Annotated in this window: 22 protein-coding genes; 14 read left to right on the forward strand and 8 right to left on the reverse strand. The window is 72.8% G+C overall.

Translation table 11 applies throughout. The annotated features are described in order from the left end of the window. Positions 1-12 precede the first annotated feature (12 nt). From OTB16_RS29475 to mqnP, 3 genes are read left to right on the forward strand one after another with little or no spacing between them, the layout of a single operon-like run. Complete coding sequence (locus OTB16_RS29475) at positions 13-1,470, forward strand: menaquinone biosynthesis decarboxylase (RefSeq protein WP_267723998.1); 1,458 nt, start codon at positions 13-15, stop codon at positions 1,468-1,470. Then, positions 1,467-1,949, forward strand: a complete 483-nt coding sequence (locus OTB16_RS29480) for a hypothetical protein (protein ID WP_267724000.1) — start codon at positions 1,467-1,469, stop codon at positions 1,947-1,949. Before OTB16_RS29475 ends, OTB16_RS29480 begins: the two co-directional genes overlap by 4 nt. After that, positions 1,949-2,872: a menaquinone biosynthesis prenyltransferase MqnP gene (gene mqnP, locus OTB16_RS29485; protein WP_267724002.1), complete on the forward strand. Its 924-nt coding sequence runs from the start codon at positions 1,949-1,951 to the stop codon at positions 2,870-2,872. The genes OTB16_RS29480 and mqnP overlap by 1 nt, the downstream gene beginning before the upstream one ends. Positions 2,873-2,905: 33 nt before the next feature. Here the strand turns inward: mqnP and OTB16_RS29490 are convergent, their stop codons facing one another. After that, positions 2,906-3,436, reverse strand: a complete 531-nt coding sequence (locus OTB16_RS29490) for a rhomboid family intramembrane serine protease (protein ID WP_267724145.1) — start codon at positions 3,434-3,436, stop codon at positions 2,906-2,908. 151 nt (positions 3,437-3,587) lie between these two features. On the opposite strand from OTB16_RS29490, the gene OTB16_RS29495 reads away from it, so the two are divergent. Next, complete coding sequence (locus OTB16_RS29495; protein ID WP_267724004.1) at positions 3,588-4,277, forward strand: UbiX family flavin prenyltransferase; 690 nt, start codon at positions 3,588-3,590, stop codon at positions 4,275-4,277. On the opposite strand, the gene OTB16_RS29500 is transcribed toward OTB16_RS29495, so the two are convergent. Continuing rightward, entirely contained in the window at positions 4,274-4,408 is a 135-nt protein-coding gene (locus OTB16_RS29500; RefSeq protein WP_267724006.1) for a hypothetical protein, read from the reverse strand. The genes OTB16_RS29495 and OTB16_RS29500 overlap by 4 nt on opposite strands. A 122-nt stretch (positions 4,409-4,530) precedes the next feature. Between OTB16_RS29500 and OTB16_RS29505 the strand changes: the two genes are divergently transcribed. The 5 genes from OTB16_RS29505 (at position 4,531) to OTB16_RS29525 (ending at position 9,039) form a co-directional block, all read left to right on the forward strand. Then, positions 4,531-4,986, forward strand: coding sequence for an Lrp/AsnC family transcriptional regulator (locus OTB16_RS29505; RefSeq protein WP_267724008.1), 456 nt, complete (start codon positions 4,531-4,533; stop codon positions 4,984-4,986). Positions 4,987-5,069: 83 nt separating this feature from the next. Next, positions 5,070-6,233 (forward strand): aminofutalosine synthase MqnE, encoded by a 1,164-nt coding sequence (mqnE, locus tag OTB16_RS29510; protein WP_267724010.1) that lies wholly within the window; start codon positions 5,070-5,072, stop codon positions 6,231-6,233. A gap of 115 nt (positions 6,234-6,348) precedes the next feature. Further along, positions 6,349-6,873 (forward strand): GNAT family N-acetyltransferase, encoded by a 525-nt coding sequence (locus tag OTB16_RS29515; RefSeq protein ID WP_267724012.1) that lies wholly within the window; start codon positions 6,349-6,351, stop codon positions 6,871-6,873. 140 nt (positions 6,874-7,013) lie between these two features. Next, positions 7,014-7,286: a DUF4229 domain-containing protein gene (locus tag OTB16_RS29520; RefSeq protein ID WP_267724147.1), complete on the forward strand. Its 273-nt coding sequence runs from the start codon at positions 7,014-7,016 to the stop codon at positions 7,284-7,286. A gap of 388 nt (positions 7,287-7,674) precedes the next feature. Next, on the forward strand, positions 7,675-9,039 hold the full coding sequence (locus OTB16_RS29525) for a dicarboxylate/amino acid:cation symporter (protein WP_420717824.1): 1,365 nt from the start codon (positions 7,675-7,677) through the stop codon (positions 9,037-9,039). A gap of 82 nt (positions 9,040-9,121) precedes the next feature. Here OTB16_RS29525 and OTB16_RS29530 read toward each other — a convergent pair whose 3' ends face one another. From OTB16_RS29530 to OTB16_RS29540, 3 genes are read right to left on the reverse strand one after another with little or no spacing between them, the layout of a single operon-like run. Beyond that, on the reverse strand, positions 9,122-9,322 hold the full coding sequence (locus tag OTB16_RS29530) for a DUF397 domain-containing protein (protein ID WP_267724015.1): 201 nt from the start codon (positions 9,320-9,322) through the stop codon (positions 9,122-9,124). Continuing rightward, positions 9,319-9,504 carry a DUF397 domain-containing protein gene (locus tag OTB16_RS29535; protein ID WP_267724017.1) on the reverse strand — a complete coding sequence of 62 codons (186 nt, stop codon included), beginning with the start codon at positions 9,502-9,504 and terminating at the stop codon, positions 9,319-9,321. The genes OTB16_RS29530 and OTB16_RS29535 overlap by 4 nt, the downstream gene beginning before the upstream one ends. Beyond that, positions 9,501-10,358 (reverse strand): helix-turn-helix domain-containing protein, encoded by an 858-nt coding sequence (locus OTB16_RS29540; protein ID WP_267724018.1) that lies wholly within the window; start codon positions 10,356-10,358, stop codon positions 9,501-9,503. The genes OTB16_RS29535 and OTB16_RS29540 overlap by 4 nt, the downstream gene beginning before the upstream one ends. A 143-nt stretch (positions 10,359-10,501) precedes the next feature. Between OTB16_RS29540 and OTB16_RS29545 the strand changes: the two genes are divergently transcribed. From OTB16_RS29545 to OTB16_RS29560, 4 genes are all read left to right on the forward strand, one after another. Further along, complete coding sequence (locus OTB16_RS29545; protein ID WP_267724148.1) at positions 10,502-10,990, forward strand: ATP-binding protein; 489 nt, start codon at positions 10,502-10,504, stop codon at positions 10,988-10,990. A 182-nt stretch (positions 10,991-11,172) separates the two neighbouring features. Continuing rightward, on the forward strand, positions 11,173-12,378 hold the full coding sequence (locus OTB16_RS29550) for a helix-turn-helix domain-containing protein (protein ID WP_267724020.1): 1,206 nt from the start codon (positions 11,173-11,175) through the stop codon (positions 12,376-12,378). 224 nt (positions 12,379-12,602) lie between these two features. Continuing rightward, positions 12,603-14,468, forward strand: a complete 1,866-nt coding sequence (locus OTB16_RS29555) for an AMP-dependent synthetase/ligase (protein ID WP_267724022.1) — start codon at positions 12,603-12,605, stop codon at positions 14,466-14,468. Positions 14,469-14,710: 242 nt separating this feature from the next. Next, on the forward strand, positions 14,711-16,288 hold the full coding sequence (locus OTB16_RS29560; protein WP_267724023.1) for an alpha/beta hydrolase: 1,578 nt from the start codon (positions 14,711-14,713) through the stop codon (positions 16,286-16,288). A gap of 96 nt (positions 16,289-16,384) precedes the next feature. On the opposite strand, the gene OTB16_RS29565 is transcribed toward OTB16_RS29560, so the two are convergent. Together OTB16_RS29565 and OTB16_RS29570 are read right to left on the reverse strand one after the other, a co-directional pair. After that, positions 16,385-17,530, reverse strand: coding sequence for a lipase family protein (locus tag OTB16_RS29565; protein ID WP_267724150.1), 1,146 nt, complete (start codon positions 17,528-17,530; stop codon positions 16,385-16,387). A gap of 245 nt (positions 17,531-17,775) precedes the next feature. Then, positions 17,776-18,786 (reverse strand): AraC family transcriptional regulator, encoded by a 1,011-nt coding sequence (locus OTB16_RS29570; protein WP_267724025.1) that lies wholly within the window; start codon positions 18,784-18,786, stop codon positions 17,776-17,778. Positions 18,787-18,948: 162 nt separating this feature from the next. Between OTB16_RS29570 and OTB16_RS29575 the strand changes: the two genes are divergently transcribed. After that, positions 18,949-20,736, forward strand: coding sequence for an AMP-dependent synthetase/ligase (locus OTB16_RS29575; RefSeq protein WP_267724027.1), 1,788 nt, complete (start codon positions 18,949-18,951; stop codon positions 20,734-20,736). A 22-nt stretch (positions 20,737-20,758) separates the two neighbouring features. Here OTB16_RS29575 and OTB16_RS29580 read toward each other — a convergent pair whose 3' ends face one another. After that, positions 20,759-21,157 (reverse strand): hypothetical protein, encoded by a 399-nt coding sequence (locus OTB16_RS29580; protein ID WP_267724028.1) that lies wholly within the window; start codon positions 21,155-21,157, stop codon positions 20,759-20,761. Between the last annotated feature and the right edge of the window lie 75 nt (positions 21,158-21,232).

Below are 21,232 nucleotides of genomic sequence, written 5' to 3' on the forward strand. Positions count from 1 at the left end.
ATACTTGCCCCTATGGCTTACGACGATCTCCGCTCGCTGCTCCGGGCTCTGGAGCGGGAGGGCGACCTCAAGCGCATCAAGGCCGAAGTCGATCCGTACCTGGAAATCGGCGAGATCGTCGACCGGGTGAACAAGGCGGGCGGGCCCGCCCTGCTCTTCGAGAACGTCAAGGGCTCGGCGATGCCGCTGGCCATGAACGTCTTCGGGACGGACCGCCGGCTGCTCAAGGCCCTCGGCCTGAAGTCGTACGCCGAGATCAGCGAGAAGATCGGCGGCCTGCTGAAGCCGGAGCTGCCGCAGGGCTTCATCGGGGTCCGCGAGGCCTTCGGCAAGCTGGGCTCGATGATCCACGTGCCGCCGAAGAAGGTGAAGGGCGACTCCGCGCCCGTCCAGGAGGTCGTCCTCACCGGGGACGACGTGGACCTGGAGCAGCTGCCGGCCCTCTTCACCTGGCCCAAGGACGGCGGCTCCTTCTTCAACCTCGGCCTGACGCACACCAAGCACCCCGAGACGGGCGTGCGCAACCTCGGGCTCTACCGCCTCCAGCGCCACGACAAGCGCACCATCGGCATGCACTGGCAGATCCACAAGGACAGCCGCAACCACTACGCGGTCGCCGCCGCGCGCGGCGAGCGGCTGCCGGTCGCCATCGCCTTCGGCTGCCCGCCCGCCGTGACGTACGCGTCCACGGCGCCGCTGCCGGGGGACATCGACGAGTACCTCTTCGCCGGGTTCGTCGCGGGCAAGCGGATCGAGATGGTGGACTGCAAGACGGTCCCGCTCCAGGTCCCGGCCCACGCCGAGGTCGTCATCGAGGGCTGGCTGGAGCCGGGGGAGACCCTCCCGGAGGGCCCCTTCGGCGACCACACCGGCTTCTACACGCCGCAGGAGCCCTTCCCGGCGCTGAAGATCGACTGCGTGACGATGCGCAAGCGTCCGCTGATCCAGTCGATCGTCGTGGGCCGGCCGCCGACCGAGGACGGCCCGCTGGGCCGCGCGACCGAGCGGTTCTTCCTGCCCCTGCTGAAGATCATCGTGCCGGACATCGTGGACTACCACCTGCCGGAGTCGGGCGGTTTCCACAACTGCGCGATCGTCTCGATCGACAAGAAGTACCCGAAGCACGCGCAGAAGGTCATGCACGCCGTCTGGGGCGCGCACATGATGTCGCTGACGAAGCTGATCATCGTGGTGGACAAGGACTGCGACGTCCACGACCTGCACGAGGTGTCCTGGCGGGCGCTCGGGAACACCGACTACTCCCGCGACCTCACCGTGGTCGAGGGCCCGGTCGACCACCTCGACCACGCCTCGTACCAGCAGTTCTGGGGCGGCAAGGCGGGCATCGACGCCACGAAGAAGCTGCCCGAGGAGGGCTACACCCGCGACGGCGGCTGGCCCGACATGGTCGAGTCCGACCCGGCCACCGCGGCCCTGGTCGACAGCCGCTGGAAGGAATACGGACTGTGAGCCCGATCGCCGTGGGCGGACCCGCCCTTTTCATCGGCAGTGACACGCCCTGCGTGGCCTTGGTGCGCCCCGAGATCGACCCGGCGCAGCAGGGCGTACGGGAGGCCGCCGAGCGGGCGGGCGTGACGCCCGAGGAGTTCGCCGGCCCCTCGGACCTGTGGCAGCTGATCGCCGACCGGACCGACGGCGAGGGCCGGGAGGTCGCCCTGCCGGAGCTGGCCGACGCCGACGCGGCCGCCTTCGCGGAGCGCCTGCTGGCGGCGACCGCCGATCCGGACGCCGAGTTCACGGTGGAACTCGCGGTGGACGGGCACGGCCTGCTCCGCCTCGACGGCCGCCCGGCGGGCGAGGGCTTCGCCTTCCTGGCCCGTGTCACCCCGCCCGGGTCCGACGGGGCGGCGCCGCTGGACGTGGAGATCGGCCCGACGGCCCTCGCCGACCTGCGCGCCGAACTCGAACAGTTCCGCCGGAGCCTGTGATGACCACCGCCGACGGGATCGTCGGGCAGGGGAACCCCGCTCCGGAGGCCACCGGGAAGGTGAAGGCCTTCCTGCGGCTCGTGATGATCGAGCACTCGGTCTTCGCGCTGCCCTTCGCCTACATCGCCGCGCTGACCGCCATGTTCCAGGTCGACGGGACCGTGCACTGGGGCACGCTGCTGCTCGTCACGGTGTGCATGGTGGGCCTGCGGACCTTCGCGATGGCCGCCAACCGGATCATCGACCGCGAGATCGACGCCCGCAATCCGCGCACCGCCGGCCGCGAGCTGGTCACCGGCGCGGTGTCGGTGCGCTCCGCCTGGACCGGGGCGGGGATCGCGCTCGCCGTGTTCCTCGGCTCGGCCGCGCTGCTGAACCCGCTCTGCCTGGCGCTGGCGCCCGTCGCGGTGATCCCGATGGTGGTCTACCCGTACGGCAAGCGGTTCACGAACTTCCCGCACGCCATCCTGGGCCTGGCCCAGGCGATGGGCCCGGTCGGGGCCTGGCTGGCCGTCACCGGCGAGTGGTCCGGCGACGCGGTGATCCTCGGCCTCGCGGTGGGCGTGTGGATCGGCGGCTTCGACCTGATCTTCGCCTGCCAGGACGTGGCCGCGGACCGCGCGGAGGGCGTCAAGTCCGTCCCCGCCCGCTTCGGCGTCCCGGCCGCCCTGTGGGGCGCCCGCGGCGCGCACGTCGTGACCACGGGCCTGCTCGTCTGGTACGCCCTGGCGACCGGCGCGGGCGCGTTCTTCTGGGCCGGTCTGGCGGTCGTCGTCGCGGCGTTCCTCTACGAGCACACCATCGTGAAGCCGCACGACCTGTCCCGCCTGAACCGGGCCTTCTTCACGGTCAACGGCTTCATCGGGATCGCGCTCTTCGTGTGCGCCGTACTGGACCTGGCGGTCAGGGGCCTGACCGTATAGGCCGGCCGGGCGGGCGGAAGTACGGAGCCGTCGTCAGGCCGGCCGGCCGGGCCGGCGGAAGTAGAGGGCCGTCAGGACGCCCGCGACCAGGCCGATGAGGTGGGCGTACCAGCCGACCCCGGAGTCCGTCGGCACCACGCCGAGGAGGAACGAGCCGCCCCAGTAGGCGGCCGCCGCCAGGCCCACGGCGATGCCCAGCGCGCTGCGTTCGACGAAGCCGCGCACGACCACGTACCCGAACAGGCCGAAGACCAGGCCGGAGGCGCCGGCGCCGAGGGTGTGGGGCGGGGCGACCAGCCAGGAGCCCGCGCCGACGGCGAGGCAGATCAGCCCGCTCACGGCGAGGAAGCGCCGGATCCCGCTGAGCGCGGTGACGAAGCCGAGGACCAGCAGCGGGAAGCTGTTGGACGCCACGTGGCCGAAACCGAAGTGCAGGAACGGGTGGGCGACGATGCCGATCAGGTGGTCGGGGTCGCGGGGCCTGACGCCGTAGGGGTCCAGCGCGTGGCCGGTGACCACGTCGACCCCCTCGATCAGCCAGAGCAGGGCGATCAGGCCGAGCATCAGCTTCGCGGCGGCCTTGGCCCTCTCGCCGCGCGTCCAGGTCTCTTCCAGCGTGGTGCTCACGTGCGCTCCCTCGTACCGTCCCACCCCCTGGAACGTCTGGGACACCTTAACGAGTGCCCGCTCGCAATGGCCGGATAGTCTCGGAGGTATGACTGAGCGCAAGCGCACCCCGTGGGTGGTCGGGGTCTCCGGGGCGTCCGGGACGCCGTACGCGGCGTCCGTGCTCCGCGGGCTGCTCGCGGCCGGGGAGGACGTCGACCTGGTGGTGAGCCGGGCCTCGCGGCTGACGCTGCTGGACGAGACCGGGATCGCGTTCCGGGACGCGCACTGGCGGGACGATCTGGCGCAGTGGCTGGCCCGGGGGGCCGACGGCAAGCCGGGCACCTTCCAGGACGTACCGCTCGACGACGTGCGGTACTGGGGCGCGGGGGACCTGGCGGCGGGTCCGAGCTCGGGCTCGTACCCGGTCAAGGGGATGCTGATCGTGCCCGCGTCCACGGCGTGCGTGGCGGGGGTGGCGCTCGGGCTGTCGAAGGACCTGCTCCAGCGGGTGGCGAGCGTGACGCTCAAGGAGCGGCGCCGGCTGGTGGTCGCGGTGCGGGAGACCCCGCTGAACGGGCAGACGCTCAAGCACCTGGTGGCGCTGGACGAGGCGGGCGCGGTCGTGCTGCCCGCCTCTCCGGCGTTCTACGCGGGTGCGACGCACATCCAGGACCTGGTGGACTTCGTCGCGGGGCGGGTGCTCGACGCGGCAGGGGTGCCGCACGGGCTGTACCGCCGGTGGGAGGGGGAGCTCGGTGGGGGCTCCCGCTCCCGGGAGGCGAGCGGTGGGGGCTAGGCCTTGTTGGCGCCCCGCGGCTTGCGGGTCTTGTCCACGCGGTGGGCGGCGGCGGGCTGGTGGGCACGGGATCGGTTGGCCAGCTCCTGGAGCTGTCGCATGTGCGCGTAGGCCATCTCGATCGTGTACACGGTGAACCACTCCTGAAGATCGTCATTGATCTGTTGAAAGATTCGCAGGGCGTTGACCCTGCATGCCTTAGATTCTATACCTAAACTTGCAGGATCGCCGAATAATGGAAGGTCCCACGTACATGGACACGGTGGATAGGCAGCTCATCCAGGCACTTCGCGAGAACGGTCGTGCCTCGTACGCGGAGCTGGGCCGTCTCGTGGGCCTCTCCGGCCCCAGCGTCACCGACCGCATCAACCGGCTGGAGACGGCCGGCGTCATCACCGGCTACCGCGCGACCGTGGCCGCCGCCGAGCTGGGCCTCGGCGTCACGGCGCTGATCGGCATCTCGCTCTCCGACGCCGCCGACCACGAGGACGTGGCGCGCCGGCTCAAGGACCTCGCGGAGATCGAGGACTGCTGGTTCATCGCGGGCGACGACTCCTTCATGCTGAAGGTGCGCGCCAACGACGTGGACGGCCTGGAGAAGATCATCCGTAGGCTCTCGGGGACCAAGGGCGTCTCGCGCACCCGGACCACCATCGTGCTCTCCACGAAGTGGGAGAACCGGGTCGGGGAACTTCCCGAGGAAGCCTGAGAGTACGGTTGGTCGCGGTTGCAGGCAGCAGGAGGCAGCAGCGGGACAGGGCTGCGGGACACAGAGGAAGGCGGGCGACCGGCATGGACGCTGGGCTCAAGCGCGAGCTGGAGGAGAAGGTCCGCTCCGGCGAGCGGCTGACGCGTGAGGACGGTATCGCCCTCTACGAGTCGGACGACCTGGCCTGGCTCGGCGGCCTCGCCCACGAGGTGCGGACGCGGAAGAACGGCGATGTCGTCCACTTCAACGTCAACCGCCACCTCAACATGACGAACGTGTGCACGGCGTCGTGCGCGTACTGCTCGTTCCAGCGCAAGCCGGGCGAGAAGGACGCGTACACGATGCGCATCGAGGAGGCCGTGCGCCTGGCCAAGGCCATGGAGAACGACAACCTCACCGAGCTGCACATCGTCAACGGCCTGCACCCGAACCTGCCGTGGCGCTACTACCCGCGCTCGCTGTCGGAGCTGAAGAAGGCGCTGCCGAACGTCTCGCTGAAGGCCTTCACCGCCACCGAGATCCACCACTTCGAGACGATCTCCGGCATGTCGGCCTCCGACATCCTGGACGAGCTGATCGAAGCGGGCCTGGAGTCGCTCACCGGCGGCGGCGCGGAGATCTTCGACTGGGAGGTCCGCCAGCACATCGTCGACCACCGCACCCACTGGGAAGACTGGTCGCGCATCCACCGCCTCGCGCACTCCAAGGGGCTCAAGACGCCCTCGACGATGCTGTACGGGCACATCGAGGAGCCGCGCCACCGGGTGGACCACGTGCTGCGGCTGCGCGAGCTCCAGGACGAGACCGGCGGCTTCCAGGTCTTCATCCCGCTGCGCTACCAGCACGACTTCGTGGACATGCAGGACGGCAAGGTCCGCAACAAGCTCCAGGCGCGGACGACGATGGCCACCGGCGCGGAGGCGCTGAAGACCTTCGCGGTCTCGCGGCTGCTCTTCGACAACGTGCCGCACGTGAAGGTCTTCTGGGTGATGCACGGCGTGCAGACCGCCCAGCTGGCCCTCCAGCACGGCGCGGACGACATGGACGGCTCGGTCGTCGAGTACAAGATCACGCACGACGCGGACAACTACGGCACCCCGAACAAGCTGGGCCGCGAGGACCTGCTGGAGCTGATCCGGGAGGCCGGCTTCCGCCCGGTCGAGCGCAATACGCGCTACGAGATCATCCGCGAGTACCCCGGTCCGGTCGAGGGTCTGCGCGAGACCCCGCAGGCCATGCGCGTCTGACCCGTTCGCACTCCGCTGTACAGGCAAGCCCCGGCCGGGACGGCCGGGGCTTGCCTCGTCGGTGCGTGGGGAGCGGTGCGTGGACGAGGCAGAATGTAATAAATACAATGCAGGTATGACCCTTACTTTCACCCTGGATCCGGTCATCGGAACGGTTCTGCGTGACGGCATCCTGGAGCTGTGGGCCGACGTCACCAACGCGGGCGGCGCCGTCGGATTCGTTCCCCCGGTCGCGGTGGACGACATCCGGCCCGCGCTGATCACGCAGCTCGCCTCGGTGGCCGACGGGGGCAGCCGGCTGCTGGTCGGACACGACGCCGACGGCCGGCTCGCGGCCACCGCGTTCCTCACCCGCAACACGCACCGGCTCCAGCTGCACTGGGTGTGGGCGTACACGGTGATGGTCGACCCGCGCCTCCAGGGCCGCGGGTACGGCCGCGACCTGATGGCCGCCGTCGAGGCGGCGGCCCGTTCCATCGGGGGCATCGACGCGATCCGCCTCGGCTGCCGGGGCGGCTACGGCCTGGAGCGCTTCTACGCGTCCTGCGGCTACAAGGAGGTCGGCCGCGTCCCCGAGGCCATCCGGGTGGCGCCGGGCGACGACCGCGACGACATCACGATGCTGCTGCCGCTGCACTGAAGGGCGCTGGGGCCGGACCCCCGGCGGCTCTGTGCGCAGGCCGGGCGTGCTTCACTGGACGGGCACATCCGACGCAGGACGACGAGAGAGAAGGGGTCACCGTGTCCCTCAAGCCGAGCGCAACGATCCGCTACACCGCGATGCGCCTGGGCATCTTCGTCGGATGCCTCGTCGCCGTCGCGGGCCTCGTCCGCCTCGGCTGGGTGCCCTCCTCGATCGGCGACGCCAACGTCGCCTGGATCGTGCTGCTCGCCCTCGTCATCTCCGCCCCGCTCTCCTTCGTCCTCCTGCGCAAGCAGCGCGACGAGATGTCCGAGCAGATCTCCGGACGCGTCGCGGGTGCGAAGGACAAGCTCGCCTCGAACCGCAGCCAGGAGGACCTGGCGGACGACGCGACGCGCGTGAACTCCTAGCTCCCGCCGTTGGCTTCCTCACACACCGAACCGCCCCAGCACCGGGTATACCGCCCGTAACGCTGGGGCTTTCGCGTTCCCCCGGCCGGTGGGCGGGGTTCCCGTGCCCCGCCGGCCCAAAGAACGCCTTTGAGATTCTCAAAGCGGAAGTGTTAACGTGTTCACCATGTCGACCCCAGCTGCGCACCCGATGACCATGAGCGTTCCGCTCGTGGCGCGCCTGCACGTCGACCTCTGCCGCCGCGTGTCCGCGGCCTGTTGCCGTTGTCGCTGACGACCGCTCCCCGCTGAGCCGAATCGATACAGCAGCGGCCCCGGCCGGCCCTTTTCCGGCTGCCGCCCCCGCAGAACCCATCCCCGCCAGTTCGTTGTGCGTCACCCCCGGAGAGTGTCCGTGTCCGCGACCCCCCAGGCCCAGGCTCCCGCCAAGGCCTCGTTCAAGTTTCCCTTCTGGGCCCAGATCATCGCCGGTCTCGCCCTCGGCGTGCTGTTCGGCTGGCTGGCCCGCAGCCAGGACATCAGCTGGCTCGGCACCACGCTGGAGAAGACCGGCGACCTGTTCGTCCAGCTGCTGAAGCTGGCGGTCGCCCCGCTCGTCTTCTTCGCGATCCTGGTGTCGATCACCAACCTCCGGAAGGTGAACAACGCCGCCCGACTCGCCTCCCGCACGCTCCTCTGGTTCATGATCACCTCGCTGATCTCGGTTGCGATCGGCATCGGCATCGGCCTGCTGACCGACCCGGGCTCCGGCACCGGCCTCACCGCCGCCGACGGCAAGGAGCCGAAGCGGACGGGCTCCTGGATCGACTTCCTGACCGGGATCGTGCCGACGGACATCATCACGCCGTTCACCGAGCTCAAGGTCCTCCAGATCGTCTTCCTGGCCGTCGTCGCCGGCATCGCCGCCCTCCAGCTGGGCAGCAAGGCCAAGCCGGTCCTCGACCTCGCCGAATCCGTCCTGGAGCTGCTCCAGAAGGCGCTGTGGTGGGTCATCCGCCTCGCCCCGATCGGCACCATCGGCCTCATCGGCACCGCGATAGCCACGTACGGCTGGGACCTGATCGGCAAGTACGCGACCTTCACCGCCGACGTCTACATCGGCTGCGCCCTCGTGATGTTCGGCGTCTACCCGCTGCTGCTCGCCACCGTCGCCAAGGTCAGCCCGCTCCAGTTCTACAAGGGTGCCTGGCCGGCCATCCAGCTGGCGTTCGTCTCCCGCTCCTCGGTCGGCACCATGCCGGTCACCCAGAAGGTCACCGAGCGCCTCGGCGTCCCGAAGGAGTACGCCTCCTTCGCCGTCCCGTTCGGCGCCACCACGAAGATGGACGGCTGCGCCGCGATCTACCCGGCGCTCGCCGCGATCTTCATCGCGCAGATCTTCGACGTGCAGCTGGGCATCAAGGAGTACCTGCTCATCGCCTTCGTCTCGGTGATCGGCTCGGCTGCGACGGCCGGTCTGACGGGTGCCACGGTCATGCTGACCCTGACCCTCTCCACCCTCGGCCTGCCGCTGGCCGGCGTCGGCCTGCTGCTGGCGATCGACCCGATCCTCGACATGATCCGCACCGCCACCAACGTGGCCGGCCAGGCCCTGGTCCCGGTCATCGTCTCGGCCCGCGAAGGGATCCTGGACAAGGAGGCGTACGCCTCGGCCTCGGCCTCCTCCCTGGACGAGCCGGACCCGGTCCTGGTGCAGGACCCGGCCGCCACCGCGCAGGACGCCCCGGCGGAGAAGGTTCCGGCCACCGTCTGACCCGTCCCGCCCCGCACCCGCCGCAGCCCCCGCCCCCGTCCGGGCGGGGGCTGTCGGCGTACCGGCGCCGCCCCGGTGGGGGTCAGCGGCCGGAGGCGTGCGCCACGAACTCCGCCCAGGCGTGCGGGGTGACGGTGAGGTGGGGGAGCCGGGCGTCCTTGGAGTCCCGGACATGGATGGCCCCGGCGGAGGTCGCGTCCGCCACCTCGACGCAGTCGTCGCCCTCGCTGCTGTCGCTGTAGCTGCTCTTGAACCAGCCGAGCCGGAGGCGGTCGCCGGTCATGAGATCTGCCTCACGAAGCCTTCCCAGGCGCCGGTACCAAGGGCGAGGCCGGGGAGGCGGGTGTCCTTGGAGTCCCGGACGTGGACGCTGGCCGGGGTGACGGCCACCTCGACACAGGAGTCACCTTCGCTGCCATCGCTGTAGCTGCTCTTGAACCAGTGCAGATCGGGGCGGTCGGTCATGTCTCTCCCAGCAGTTCCTCGATGAAGCCCTGCGACTCCAGGGGCGTAAGCGCCTGGGCCCGGATCATGCCATAGCGCAGCTCAAGGATCCGGAGGTGGCGTGGGTCGGAGACCGGACGCCCGCCGAACGCGCCTTCCGAACGTCCGACCGCCGTGCCGTCCCCGAACTTGAGCACCTCGATCCCACCGTCCATGCCCGCATGGACCTCGCGGTCGGTCGGCATCACCTGGAGCGCCACCTGTCGCAACCGGGCAACTTCCAGGAGGCGTTCGAGCTGCTGCCGCCACACCATTGTGCCTCCGATGCGGCGCCGCAGGGATGCCTCTTCCTGGACGATGCTGAGCGAAGGCGCGGGTTGCCGGTCGAAGAGTGAGCGCCGCGTCATGCGGGCCGCCACGTATCGCTCGACCTCGTCCTGACCGTAGGCGGGCTGACGCATCTCGAAGAGCGCGCGGGAGTAGTCCTCCGTTTGCAGAAGGCCGTGTATTCCGTGGATGCGGTAGGCCCCGATCTCGACCGCCCGGCCCTCCAGCTTCGTCAGGGCGCGGATCTTCTTCGGGTAGCGGATCTGCTCGGCGTCCGCCTTCATCGCGGCGATGCGGCCGCCCGCCCGCAGTACCTCGTCCGCCCTGTCCAGGTACTCGGGGCGGGGGATCCGCTTGCCCGCCTCGACCTTGCGGACGAGGTCCTCCCCGTACCCGATCGCCGTGCCGAACTCGGCCATCCGCAGTCCCGCCGTCTCGCGCCACGCGCGGAGCTGGCGGCCCAGTGCGGCCAGGACCGCCGCGCCCTGTTCGTCCTCGGGGTCGACGTCCCAGCCCGCATCGTCCGTACCGTCACTGTCCACACTCATGCATGCCACCTCCGCCGGTGAAATCCCTCGACGCCCTATGCCCGATGGGGCAGCGCGACAGCCCGGACAGCGCGGGACAAGTGCCGGACAAAGGCCGGACGCAGGGGAGTTGTCGTCCCTCACGGTAGGGGGGTGCGGCCACGCTGCGTGATGTGAACACTCAGATCTGGGACTCCGCCGACGCGTTCGGCGCCCGACTCGCCGCCACCCCCCGCGGGGCCCGGCAGGCCCGCCGTCTCGCCGTCGAGAAGCTCGCTGCCTGGGGGTTGCCGCCGGACGCCCCGGCGCTCATCGTGGCCGAGCTGGCCGCCAACGCCGTGACCCACGGGCGGGTGCCCGGGCGTGACTTCCGGATCGGGCTCACCCTGGGCGACGGCGTGCTGCGGATCGAGGTGGTCGACACCCGCGGTGACCGGGTCCCGGGTCTCCGCGACGCGGACGAGGCTGCGGAGGGCGGGCGGGGACTGCTGCTGGTGGACGCGCTCGCGGACCGGTGGGGGGTGGACCGGGGGCTGCCGCCGTGCAAAGTGGTGTGGGCCGAGGTGGACCTGGCCGGAGGGCCGGAACACCGGGTCGTGGCCGAGCGCGACCCGGGGGCGCCCGACGTAACCCCTTGCAATCACGGGAGCTGAAACCAACCCACCCCACCCCACCAGCCCCCGTAACTCACACGGGTGAACTGTGCCAACTGGGCTGGATATATAGATGGTTGCCGGGCATATGCTCGGCCCACCACGTCAGACATGAGACGGCCCCCGGCGGGACTGGCATCCCGGACGAGGGCCTGACCAAGCAGGAAGCTACAACCTTCCCCATGGCTCTACAGCAGCTTAGCGCGCCCTCGCGCGCCTCGTCCCGGGAACGTGCCGGGGTCCCCGCACCGGGCGGCATCGTCCACGTCAAGGCACGGCACACCGAGCAGTACACGGTGGTCGGCAACCACCTCGCCCAGCACCGAGTCCTGTCGCTGACGGCGAGGGGCCTCGCGCTGTACATCCAGTCGCTGCCGACCGGCGCCAAGGTCGGCATCAAGAGGCTCACGGACCGGTTCCCGGAGGGCGAGGTGCGGATCGCCTCCGCACTGCGGGAGTTGGAGACGCACGGGTACCTGGAGCGCAGCCGTGTACGGCTGGCGAGCGGGCAGGTGGTCACCCGTACGGTGTCCTACAACCGCCCGCGCGCCGCCCGCCCGGGCCTCGCGGAACGCCCGCCCCCGTCGCCGCGCCGCGAGCCGGCCGTTCCGCCGGAGCGGGGGGAGGGCGCCGTACGGCGATCCGGCCCCGTGGCCGAGCCGGTGCCGGAGCTGGTGCCGGGGTCCGTGCCCGGGCCGGTGTCCGAGCCTCCGTCCGTGCCCGGGCCCGAGGGTGCGGTCCTGCCGGGGTCCGGGGCGGGTGCGAAGCCCGGTGGTGAGCCCGGGGCGGAGCCCGCGCCCCCGCCGGACTTCGGGCCGTGGCCCGAGTGCGAGCCGTGCTTCGACCTTGAGCCGGAGTCGGAGCCTGAGCCGGAGTCTGAGCCGGAGTCGGAGCCGGAGTCCGAGGCCGAGCCCCCGCCCGCCGAGCCCTGGTCCTGGCCCGAGCCCTGGGCGGCCGTACCCGAAGCGGCCTCCGCGTCGGCCCCGGCCTCCGTGGCGGGGGAGCCGCCCGGCGCGGCGGTCCGCCAGGCCGCCGTCGAGCTGCTGGCCCGGCTGCGCGAGGACGACCCCCGGCTGCTGCTGCCCGAGCGGCAGGTCCGGCGGCTCGCGCCGGGGGTGTCGGTCTGGCTGGAGCGCGGGGCCGAGCCGGAGGCCGTACGGCAGGTGCTCGCCGGTGGGCTGCCCGCCGAGCTGCGCAACCCGGCGGGGCTGATCGCGCACCGGCTCGCGACGCAGGTCCCGCCACGGCTGGGGCCGCGACCGGCCGGCCCGTCGGCCGCGCGGCCCGACCCGATGCAGAACTGCGACGGCTGCGAGCGGGCCTTCCGGGCGCCCCGGCCCGGTCGCTGCCGGGACTGTCCCGAGGAGGCGGCGGACTCCGTCGCGTGAGACCGGCCGCGAGATCGGGATCGCCGTCGGCGGCCGAGGTCCGCGCGGATTCCCCGTGCGGGCTCCGTGCGGCCCCCGTGCCGTCCGCGTGCGCTCCGGGTGGTCCAGTGGTGAAGAAAGGCTCCGAGGGCTGTTCACGAGGGGTTACCGGTGCGTAAATTGCCGGCGGTAACTCCCTCCCCCAGCCGCCGCTGGGTGGTACCCCCGGCCGAGGAGACCGCGCAGTGGAAGCCGTACCCAAGCTGGTGGAGCCCGTCAAGACCGTGATCGGCGGAAGGGTGCGCGAGGTACGGGTCCCCGCGCTGGCCGCCGTACCGGACCGCGGTTCCCTGGGGGACATCCCCTTCGACAACGCCCTCGAGGCACCCGGCGAGGCGGTGCTCGCGCGCAAGGACCGGGACGGCCGCTGGTGGGACATCTCGGCCGCCGAGTTCGCTGCCGAGGTGCTCGCCGTCGCCAAGGGCCTCATCGCCGAGGGGCTGCGCGAGGGCGACCGGCTCGCCATCATGGCCCGCACGACCTACGAGTGGACCCTCCTCGACTTCGCCGGATGGGCCGCCGGACTGGTCACCGTCCCCATCTACCCCACCTCCTCCGCCCTCCAGGCCCGCTGGATCATCCAGGACTCCGGCGCCGTCGCCTGCGCCGTCGAGGACACCGCGCAGGCCCGCATCATCAGCTCCGAGCGCGGCAACCTGCCCTGGCTGCAACACCTGTGGGAGTTCGACACCGGGGCCGTCGCCCGCCTGGTCAAGGCCGGGGAGCACCTGCCCGACGCCCTCGTGCACGCGCGGCGGGCCGCCCGTACGCCCGACTCCGTCGCCACCCTCATCTACACCTCGGGCACCACCGGCCGGCCGAAGGGCTGCGTGATCACCCACGCCAACTTCTTCGCCGAGGTCGACAACTCGGCCGAGCTGCTGCACCCCGTCTTCAAGTCGGTCAGCGACGACCCCGCCTCCACCCTCCTCTTCCTGCCGCTCAGCCACGTCTTCGGACGGATGGTCGCCGTCGGCTGCATGCGGGCCCGCGTCAAGCTCGGGCACGCGCCCAGCATCCGTACCGAGGACCTCCTCGCCGACCTCGGCGGCTTCCGCCCGACCTTCCTCCTCGCCATCCCCTACGTCCTGGAGAAGGTCTACAACACCGCCCGCGCCACCGCCGAGAAGATGGGGCGGGCCGCCTCCTTCGACCGGGCCTCCAAGATCGCGCAGAGCTTCGGCGAGCTGGTCGAGGGCAAGGCCCCCGGCCTCGGGCTGCGCGCCGCCCGCGCCCTGTACGAGCCGCTCGTCTACCGCCGGGTCCGGGCCGCGCTCGGCGGCCGCGTGAAGTACGTCCTCAGCGGCGGATCCCCCCTGGGCCGCCGGCTCGCCGCCTTCTACACCGGCGCCGGGGTCGAGGTCTTCGAGGGCTACGGGCTCACCGAGACGACCGGCGCCAGCACGGTCACCCCGCCGCTGCGGCCACGCCTCGGCACGGTGGGCTGGCCCCTGCCGGGCACGGCCGTACGGATCGCCGACGACGGGGAGGTGCTGCTCGGCGGGCGGCACGTGTTCGCCGGGTACTGGAACTCCGGGCAGGCGGTGCCGCCCAACACCTGGCTGCCCACCGGCGACATCGGGGAGCTGGACGACGACGGCTACCTCACCATCACCGGCCGCAAGAAGGACCTGATCATCACCTCCGGCGGCAAGAACGTGGCCCCGGCGCCGCTGGAGGACTGGCTGCGGGCCCACCCGCTGGTCGGTCAGTGCCTGGTGGTCGGCGACAACCGGCCGTACGTCACCGCGCTGATCACGCTGGAGCCCGACGGGCTGCTGCACTGGCGCCAGATGCACAAGAAGCAGGACGTGCCGTTGCGGATCCTGGTCCAGGACGAGGAACTGCGGGCCGACCTCCAGCGGGCCGTGGACGAGGCGAACAGCCTGGTGTCGCGGGCCGAGTCGATCCGCCGCTTCACCGTCCTGCCGGGGGACTTCACGGAGGAGGGCGGCCACCTGACCCCGTCCATGAAGCTCAAGCGGGGCGCGATCACGCGCGACTACGGCCTACAGATCGACGAGCTGTACCGGGGGCCGCGCGAGGGCTGAGCCGGTCGGGCCGCGGGCTCGGGGGGCCGGTCGGGCCGTGGGCTCGGGGGGCCGGTCGGGCCGTGGGCCCGGGTGGCCGGGGGCGCCCCGCCTGCCCGGCGCCCCGGTTGGGCGGCGGGCGGGTTGTCGGGGCCGGGTTCCGGCCGGGGGGCTGCGGGGGGCGGGTGTACTGCGGGGGCGGGTCCGGCGGGGCGCGGTTACGGTGGGCTGAACCGTCCGGGGGGCCGCCCGAGGAGGGTGCAGTGCCCCGTTCCCGAGCCGCCGCCGCGGCCTGCGCGCTGGTCCTGGCCTCGCTGGGCACCGCTCCGGCCGCCCCGGCGCAGACCCCCACCGGCACCGCCGCCCGGGGCGAACCGCAGGCCCGCTCCCAGGGGCCGCGCGTCCGCTGGGGGGCGTGCCCCGAGCGTCGCGTGCCCGCCGCGATGCGGTGCGGGACCGTCGACGTGCCGCTGGACCACGCCGCCCCCGCCAAGGGGACCATCAAGGTGGCCCTGGCCCGTCTGCCCGCCACCGGCCGCGGCCGGCACCTCGGCTCGCTGCTGCTGAACTTCGGCGGACCGGGCGCCCCGGGCATCGCCGGGCTCGCCGCCGACCCCGGGGCCTTCGCGAAGCTCGGCGAACGGTACGACCTCGTCGCGTTCGACCCGCGCGGGGTCGGCCACAGCGCGCCGGTCTCCTGCGCCGGCTCCCAGGAGACCGGCGAGGACGCGGCCGCCGACGCCGCCGCGCAGCTGGCCGCCCTGCGCGCGGTGGCCAAGCGCTGCGAGCTGGCCTCCGGGCCGGTCCTCCCGTACGTCGGGACCGTGCACGTCGCCCGCGACCTCGACGTGGTGCGCCGGGCGCTGGGCGACGCGAAGCTGAACTACCTCGGCTTCTCCTACGGCACCCGGCTCGGCGCCGTCCACGCCGCGCAGTTCCCGAAGAGCACCGGCCGCATGGTCCTCGACGGGGTGGACACCCTGTCCGAGCCGCTGGCCGAACAGGCCCTGGCCACGGCACGCGGCCAGCAGCGCGCCCTGGACCGCTTCCTGTCCTGGTGCGCCCACCAGCCCGGCTGCGTGTACGGGACCAATACCCGCAGCGCCAAGGAGCAGGTCGACGACCTCGTGGCGCGGCTCGACCGGCGGCCGCTGATCGGCGGCGACGGCTCGTACGTGACGGGCCAGGACGTGGCCGGCTCGATCGGCGCCGCCCTCTACTCGCCGCACGCCTGGCCCGCGCTGGCCGACGCGCTGAAGCTGGCCGAGGAACACGCCGACCCGGTCGGACTGCTCCAGCTCGGCGGCCCCACGGGCCCCTCCGACGAGGACGACGGCGGGGACGACGCCGGGGACGACGGCTGGGAGGAGTCTCAGGGACCCGGCGCGGTGCCCGCCGACAACGCCGACGCCGCGCTCGCCGCCGTGAACTGCGCCGACGACCCCGACCGGTCGAACGACACGGCCAGTCCGGCGCTCATCGAGAAGGAACTGCAAGCCCTGCGGCCCGAGTTCGAGAAGGTTTCGAAGATCTTCGGGCCGGGCCGGCTGATGACCGTACTGGCCTGTTACGGCCGTCCCGCGGGCACCGACTTCATCCGCCGGATCGACCGCCCCGGCGCCCCGCGGATGCTGCTCGTCGGGACCCGGGGCGATCCGGCCACCCCGTACGAGTGGACGGAGGAGACGGCGCGGCGGCTCGGCTCGGCGGTGGTCCTGGACCACAAGGGCGACGGGCACACCGGCTACCTCACCTCGCCCTGCGTGCGGGAGTACGCGGACCGCTTCCTGCTCGACGGGCGGTTGCCGTCCGGGACGCGGTCCTGCCCCGCCGGGGAGTGATCCGGCGGGGCCTGCGGCGGGTGGCCGCCGTGCGGCGGGTGGCCACCGTGCGGTGCGTGGCCGCCGTGCGGTGCGTCGCCGCCGTGCGGGCCGCGCTCAGCAGTTGGCGCGCGTCGGGCGTCCGGCGAAGCGGTCCGCCAGCCAGTTCGCGACCGCCGGGGACTGGGTGATCACGCCGCTGACGTGCTCGCCGAGCCAGATGGTGTCGAACTCGACGTTCGCGCCCCGCGCACACCACTCGGAGCGCAGCCGGCTGCCCACCGCGTACGGGATCAGCTCGTCGGCGAGCGCGTGGTACTGGTACACGGGCGCCGCCGGGGCGGTGCGCCCCAGCCTGCTCTGGTTCAGCCGGGCCTGCCAGTCGGGCTGGGCGAGGGGGTCGCGCGTGGTCAGGTCGGAGATCCGCTTGAACGAGCCGGCGATGGCGTCGATCGCCACGCAGTTCTCCTTCATCGCGCCGACCAGCACCTTGCCCGCCGGGTTGAGGTAGGAGTCCAGCTTCAGCTCCGGGAAGGCCGCGTCCTGGCCGGCCGCCGCCATGAAGATGAGGCCGGACCCGTAGGAGCCGTTGTTGAAGTCGGCCACCTTCAGCAGGTCGGCGGGCACACCGCCGGTCGCGGTGCCCTTCACCTGGAGCTCCGGCGCGTACGAGCCCTGCAGCTCGGCGGCCCAGCTGCTGGCCTGGCCGCCCTGGGAGTAGCCCATGATGGCGACCGGGCCGGTCGCCGACAGCCCGGCCTGCGGCAGCCGCTGGGCGGCGCGGGCGGCGTCGAGGACGGCGTGCCCGGCGGAGGGGCCGACCGTGTAGGTGTGGACCCCCGGGGTGCCGAGACCCTCGTAGTCGGTGACGACCACGGCCCAGCCGCGCAGGGTGAGCTGCTGGATGAGGTTGGCCTCCATGGCGGTCCCGTGCGGGATGTTGTTGCTCGGCGCGCAGGAGTCGCCCATGCCGACCGTGCCGACGGCGTACGTGATCAGCGGGCGCGGGCCGGTGCGGCCGTCCTGCGGGACGATGACGGTGCCGGAGACGGTGTTCGGGGCGCCGTCGGCCGTGGTGGAGCGGTAGTGGATCTTCCAGGCCTTCGTACCGGTGGGCTGGCCGGGCAGCGGGTGGAAGGCGGAGGGGGCGCTGCTGACGATGTCGCCGGGCGCCCCGTCCTGTAGGGCGCCGGCGGTAGCGGCGGCGGTACCGGAGGCGGCGGAAGCGGAGGCGGCGGCGGGGATCCAGGCGGTCATGGCCATCGCGGCCACTGCGACGAGGGCGGTGCTGCGCAAACGCGGGGGGTTTCGGAAACGCATGGGCGGCTCTCCCAACGGTCCGTGCGGGGGTAGGTGAGGCGAAGGTAGTGACCGACCGGTCGGCATGTCGCTGACCGCGCAGCTCACCTTTCCTGACCCGGACTCCCAACCCGTGCCGGACGGGGCCGGGGTGCGCCTTCGGCCCCGGGTCCCGCGGCCGGTCCGGCGCCCCGCGGGAGGGCGCTGCCTCAGCCGCCCGAGGCGATGCGGTACGCGCCCGGGGTCGTGCCCGTCCAGCGGCGGAACGCTCGGTGGAAGGCCGTGTCCTCCGAGAAGCCGAGCCGGGCGGCGAGTTCCGCGATCGGCTCGCCGCTCTCCGCCAGGCCGGCGATGGCCGCGTCCCGCCGGACGTGGTCCTTCAGCTCCTGGAACGAGGTCCCCTCCCGCTGGAGCCGGCGCCGCAGCGTCGCCGGGGACACCGCGAGCCGCGCCGCCACCTCCCCGAGCCCCGGCAGCCGCGGCGACGTGCGCAGCTGCCGGGTCAGGGCGCGGCGCACCTGCTCCGCGACCGTGGTGCCGTACTCCGGCCGCGACAGCAGGTCGAAGGGGGCCCGGCGCAGCATCGCGTCGAGCGCGGGCTCGTCCCGTACGAGCGGCGCGGTGAGCCAGTGCGCGTCGAAGGAGGCACCCGTACGGTCCGCGCCGAAGCGGACCGGGCAGTCGAAGAGGACCTCGTACTCCTCGGCGTGCGACGGCGGGGGATAGGCGAAGGCGGCCTCCGCGAGCGGGATGCGGCGCCCGATGAGCCAGCTGCTCAGCCGGTGCCAGATGGCGAGCACGCATTCGGTCAGGAAGCGCTCCTCGTCCCGGTCGAAGTCGTTGCGGACGGTGAACCGGGCCTGCCCGCCCACCACTTCGAGCGCCAGCTCGGGTCCGCCGGGGAACAGCCCGTAGAAGTCGGCCGCGCGCCGCGTCGCCGCGCCGAGGTCGCGGCAGCCGAGCGAGGCGCAGCACATCATCGCGAACGTCCCGGGGCGGCTGGGCACCGGGCTCAGGCCGAGGAACTCGTCCTGCGTGACCCGGTACAGCGCCCGGAACAGCCGGGCGAACTGCGCGGGAGTGATCCGCGCCCGGTCGTCGCCCAGCAGCAGCGGCGGGATCTGCGCCGCCTGGAGCAGCGGCACGGTGTCGAGGCCGCCGGAGCGGGCCCCCGCGAGCAGGGCCCGTACGTGGTGCACGGTGATCGTCCGCCTCCCCATGCCTGCGACGGTAGCCGCCGGGGACCCGGGGCGATACGGACGCGACACCACCCGTCGCCTCCGATGAGCGCTGCGGTCAGCACGGCTGACGCCTCCGGTCATGCCGCCGCGTCGCCCGCCCTGCCTAGCGTCGGGGGTCACCAATCCCCGGGAGGGCATGCGATGGACGGTCGGCCGAGCACGCTGGCGGAGTTCACCCAGTGGACCGGGGAGCGGTACGGGCCCGAGACCGCCCTGCGGTTCCGGCCGCGGGCGGACGCGGACTCGGGCGGGAACGCGGACCCGGGCGGGGACGCGGCCGCGGGCGGTCCGGACGGCGGGTGGCGGACCCGTACGTACGCCGAACTGGCCGCGGAGGTACGGGCCGTCGGGTGCGCGCTGCTCGGGCTGGGGGTCGCGGCGGGGGAGCGGGTCGCCGTACTGGCGGAGACCCGGCCGCAGTGGACGTACACGCACTTCGGGGTGATGGCGGCCGGCGCCGTCCTCGTGCCGGTCTATCCGACGGCGGGGGAGGAGGAGCTGGCCTGGGTGCTGTCGGACTCCGAGGCGGTCGCGGTGGTCTGCGACGACGAGGCGCAGCGCGAGCGGGTCGAGGCACTGCGGGGGAAGCTGCCGGCGCTGCGGGCGGTGGTGCTCATGGACGCGCTGCCGTCGCTGCGCCGGGCCCCGGAGGCCGACCTCCTGGCGCGGGCGGCCGCCGTCACCCCGGAGGCGGACGCGTCGATCGTCTACACCTCCGGCACGACCGGGCTGCCGAAGGGCTGCCGCCTCACCCACGGGAACCTCGGCGCCGTCCAGGACGCGACGCTCCCGCTGGTCCAGGGCGGGCCGGGGAACTCCACGTACCTGTACCTGCCGCTGGCGCACCTGCTGGCCCAGCTGATCCAGTTCACGACGCTGCTGGAGGGCGGGGAGCTCTGCTACTTCGGCGGCCGGATCGAGGACGTCCTGGCGGAGTTGGCGGCCGTACGGCCCACCCATCTCCCGTCCGTGCCCCGGCTGTTCGAGAAGCTGCACACGGTGGTGCTGTCGCTGGCGGAGGCCCGCGAGGGCGGCCGGGAGAGCTTCGAGGAGGCGGTGCGGATCGGGGTGCTCGCGGCGGAGGGCCGGCTGCCCGAGTCGCTCCGGTCGGCGCACGAGGAGGCCGAGAAGTCCCTGTACTCCCTGGTCCGGGGCGCGTTCGGGGGCCGTCTGACCTGGGCGCTGACCGGCGGCGCCCCGATCGCTCCGGCGACCCTGGACTTCCTGCGGGCCTGCGGGATCGCCGTGTTCGAGGGGTACGGGATGACGGAGTCGGGCGGGGTCGTCTCCCTCAACCACCCGGGCGCGGTGCGGTACGGCACGGTGGGCCGGCCGGTCGCGGGCTGCGAGGTGCGGATCGGGGCGGACGGGGAGGTCCTGGCGCGGGGGCCGATGGTCTTCCCCGGCTACCACGCGAACCCGGCGGCCACGGCGCAGGCCCTCGACCCGGAGGGCTGGCTGCACACGGGGGACCTCGGCGAACTGGACGGGGACGGCTTCCTGCGCATCACCGGCCGCAAGAAGGAGCTGGTCATCACCTCGGCGGGGAAGAACATCACGCCCACGGAAGTGGAGTTCGCCGTCCAGCGCTCCCGCTACGTCTCCCGGGCGGTGATGATCGGCGACCGCCGCCCGCACCCGGTCGCCCTGATCACCCTCGACGCGGAGGAGATCACGGCCTGGGCCGCCCGCGAGGGCTTGGCCCCGGATGCCGACCCGTCCACCCACCCGGCGGTCCGCGCCCTGGTGGAGGCGGCGGTCGAGCAGGCCAACGCGACGGTGTCCCGGCCTGCCCGGATCCGGGCCTTCCACATCCTCCCGGAGGATTTCTCGATCGCGGCCGGCACCCTGACCCCGACCCTCAAGCTCCGCCGCGCGGCGGTCGCCCAGCGGTACGCCCGGGAGATCGAGGAACTGTACGCGCGGTGAAGCGGTGAGGGGCGGGGGGTGGTCAGGGGCGGGGCCGGTTCCTGGAGGAGTCCTCCGGGCGGGCCGGCTCCGCCGCGTGGGCGCTCAGGCGGGTCGCGGTGCTGCTCGACGTGTACAGGACCGTGCCGACGACGGCGACCGGGAGGGAGAGGAGGGTGAGCGCGAGGAGTCCGGCCAGGTCGCGCTCGGCTTCGCAGGACCCGCCCTCGGCCTCGGCGTACGTCTCGGGCTCGCGCGCGTCCCCGGCGTCGTAGAACACCCGGGACTCGCAGTCCTGGTCGGAGGGGCCGGCGAACGGGAGCAGCAGCTGGGCCGCGACCCAGAGCCACACGCCCGACGCCGCTGCGAGCAGCCCGAAGCCCCAGGCGAGCCGGCGGGCGGCCTGCTCGCGGAAGTCCCGCTCGTACACCAGTGCACTCATGGGCCCGAAGCTAGCAGCGGCCGCCGACGGGGGTGGCCGGGAGCGGTGGGGGACGGGGCGCGAAAGCGGATCAAG

Source organism: Streptomyces antarcticus, assembly GCF_026627255.1.
GTDB classification, from domain to species: domain Bacteria; phylum Actinomycetota; class Actinomycetes; order Streptomycetales; family Streptomycetaceae; genus Streptomyces; species Streptomyces antarcticus.

Excerpts from the sequence above, each read along its gene's own strand:
- OTB16_RS29505 (WP_267724008.1), top strand. The coding sequence starts at position 4,531 with ATGGACACGGTGGATAGGCAGCTCATCCAGGCACTTCGCGAGAACGGT.
- OTB16_RS29490 (WP_267724145.1), bottom strand. The coding sequence starts at position 3,436 with ATGCTCGGCCTGATCGCCCTGCTCTGGCTGATCGAGGGGGTCGACGTG.
- OTB16_RS29495 (WP_267724004.1), top strand. The coding sequence starts at position 3,588 with ATGACTGAGCGCAAGCGCACCCCGTGGGTGGTCGGGGTCTCCGGGGCG.
- OTB16_RS29580 (WP_267724028.1), bottom strand. The coding sequence starts at position 21,157 with ATGAGTGCACTGGTGTACGAGCGGGACTTCCGCGAGCAGGCCGCCCGC.
- OTB16_RS29515 (WP_267724012.1), top strand. The coding sequence starts at position 6,349 with ATGACCCTTACTTTCACCCTGGATCCGGTCATCGGAACGGTTCTGCGT.
- OTB16_RS29535 (WP_267724017.1), bottom strand. The coding sequence starts at position 9,504 with ATGACCGACCGCCCCGATCTGCACTGGTTCAAGAGCAGCTACAGCGAT.
- OTB16_RS29540 (WP_267724018.1), bottom strand. The coding sequence starts at position 10,358 with ATGAGTGTGGACAGTGACGGTACGGACGATGCGGGCTGGGACGTCGAC.
- mqnP (WP_267724002.1), top strand. The coding sequence starts at position 1,949 with ATGACCACCGCCGACGGGATCGTCGGGCAGGGGAACCCCGCTCCGGAG.
- OTB16_RS29565 (WP_267724150.1), bottom strand. The coding sequence starts at position 17,530 with ATGGCCATGACCGCCTGGATCCCCGCCGCCGCCTCCGCTTCCGCCGCC.
- mqnE (WP_267724010.1), top strand. The coding sequence starts at position 5,070 with ATGGACGCTGGGCTCAAGCGCGAGCTGGAGGAGAAGGTCCGCTCCGGC.
- OTB16_RS29475 (WP_267723998.1), top strand. The coding sequence starts at position 13 with ATGGCTTACGACGATCTCCGCTCGCTGCTCCGGGCTCTGGAGCGGGAG.
- OTB16_RS29530 (WP_267724015.1), bottom strand. The coding sequence starts at position 9,322 with ATGACCGGCGACCGCCTCCGGCTCGGCTGGTTCAAGAGCAGCTACAGC.
- OTB16_RS29550 (WP_267724020.1), top strand. The coding sequence starts at position 11,173 with ATGGCTCTACAGCAGCTTAGCGCGCCCTCGCGCGCCTCGTCCCGGGAA.
- OTB16_RS29575 (WP_267724027.1), top strand. The coding sequence starts at position 18,949 with ATGGACGGTCGGCCGAGCACGCTGGCGGAGTTCACCCAGTGGACCGGG.
- OTB16_RS29570 (WP_267724025.1), bottom strand. The coding sequence starts at position 18,786 with ATGGGGAGGCGGACGATCACCGTGCACCACGTACGGGCCCTGCTCGCG.
- OTB16_RS29520 (WP_267724147.1), top strand. The coding sequence starts at position 7,014 with ATGCGCCTGGGCATCTTCGTCGGATGCCTCGTCGCCGTCGCGGGCCTC.